This window comes from uncultured Leptotrichia sp. (assembly GCF_938036635.1).
Taxonomy (GTDB): Bacteria; Fusobacteriota; Fusobacteriia; order Fusobacteriales; family Leptotrichiaceae; genus Leptotrichia; species Leptotrichia hongkongensis.
Genome location: NZ_CALHQO010000372.1, coordinates 1 through 1,339 on the forward strand (window position 1 = coordinate 1; position 1,339 = coordinate 1,339).

Below are 1,339 nucleotides of genomic sequence, written 5' to 3' on the forward strand. Positions count from 1 at the left end.
TTATGAACAAAATGGTGAAAAAAGAAAATCAACAAAAGTTGTTGTAAATAGCTTTGAATTTGTTGAAAGTTCAGGAAGTAGCAATAATGGTGGTGGATACAATCAAAACCAATCTTATAGCGGAAATAATAGCAATAAGCCAGTTCATAATGATACATACGAAAATGATGATGATACAGATGATAATGAAGATTTTCCATTTTAATAGCTAGGCAAGTTTTATAATAAAAATTGCTATAAAAGTTTTTAGGAGGTGTAAATTTAATGAGAGCTAAACCAGTTACGGAATTTAAAAGAAGAAAAAGACGACCAAAAGTTAAATTTAAAGTAGAAGATATTAACTATAAAAATGTTGAATTGTTGAAAAACTTTATGAATGATAAGGGGAAAATTTCTCCTGCGAGAGTAACAGGATTAGAAGCTAAAGTTCAAAGAAAAATTGCTAAAGCAATTAAAAGAGCTAGACAAATCGCTTTGATGCCTTATACAAAAATTGAAAAATAATAGTAATTTTATTTTTTGATAAATTTAGACTATTTAAAATAAGTTTTAACTTGTTATAGATAGTCTTTTTTTGTGAAAAAATATGGAAAAATTAAGATTTATATTGTATAATGTATCAATGTATTTAAAAAGACATTTTTTATATAATAAAAATTAGGCGGTAGTAAAAATGTTGAATAAAAAATTGGGGTTATTTTTACTTTTTTTATTTGTTTTTATAATAGGTTGTAGTAAAAAGGAGAGCAAAGAAAAAGAAAAGAAACACGATAATGTACAAAATAAAACCACAAAAGAAAATGTTTTTTCGAATAAATCAATAGAGAAAATAATTGAAACTTTTACGAAAAAATCGAAAGAGAATAAGATAAGCATAGGAAATTTTGAAAAACTGGTATATGAGAACAAAAATTATTACTATGCCAAGATACATTCTAGAGGAGATGCTATTTATGCACTTGATTATAGCGGGATAAGTGCAACAAGTATATTTCTGAAGGTTAGCAAGGTGGATGGAGCTAACTTGGGAATAATTGAAAATATGGTGGTTAATCTTATACAGGTATCTGATGAGAAAATTAATGACTCTGAAGCTAGAGCAATTTATACAAAAATCTTGGCAAGCATGAGAGAAAAGGAGCTATCAAGCTTATTATCATATACAAATGGAATAATATATGGAATAAGAATAGACTCAATTACAGGTGAATTCATATTTTTTGCTAGAGAATCAGAAAATGAAAATGCAGTTACAAGTATTCAAAATCTGAAATTTAATAATAAAAATGAAGGAACTTCTGAAAAAATAGTAAACCTAAAAGAAAAAAAATAAATATTT

At 25.9% G+C, this 1,339-nt stretch carries 2 protein-coding genes and 1 pseudogene; all 3 read left to right on the forward strand.

Annotated elements, in window-relative coordinates:
* Positions 1–205: pseudogene (locus Q0370_RS07425) on the forward strand (single-stranded DNA-binding protein); the annotation flags it as partial.
* 59 nt (positions 206–264) lie between these two features.
* Positions 265–504 (forward strand): 30S ribosomal protein S18, encoded by a 240-nt coding sequence (rpsR, locus tag Q0370_RS07430; RefSeq protein WP_006806119.1) that lies wholly within the window; start codon positions 265–267, stop codon positions 502–504.
* A gap of 169 nt (positions 505–673) precedes the next feature.
* Positions 674–1,333: a lipoprotein gene (locus tag Q0370_RS07435; RefSeq protein WP_299574082.1), complete on the forward strand. Its 660-nt coding sequence runs from the start codon at positions 674–676 to the stop codon at positions 1,331–1,333.
* Positions 1,334–1,339 lie beyond the last annotated feature (6 nt).

Excerpts from the sequence above, each read along its gene's own strand:
- rpsR (WP_006806119.1), top strand. The coding sequence starts at position 265 with ATGAGAGCTAAACCAGTTACGGAATTTAAAAGAAGAAAAAGACGACCA.
- Q0370_RS07435 (WP_299574082.1), top strand. The coding sequence starts at position 674 with ATGTTGAATAAAAAATTGGGGTTATTTTTACTTTTTTTATTTGTTTTT.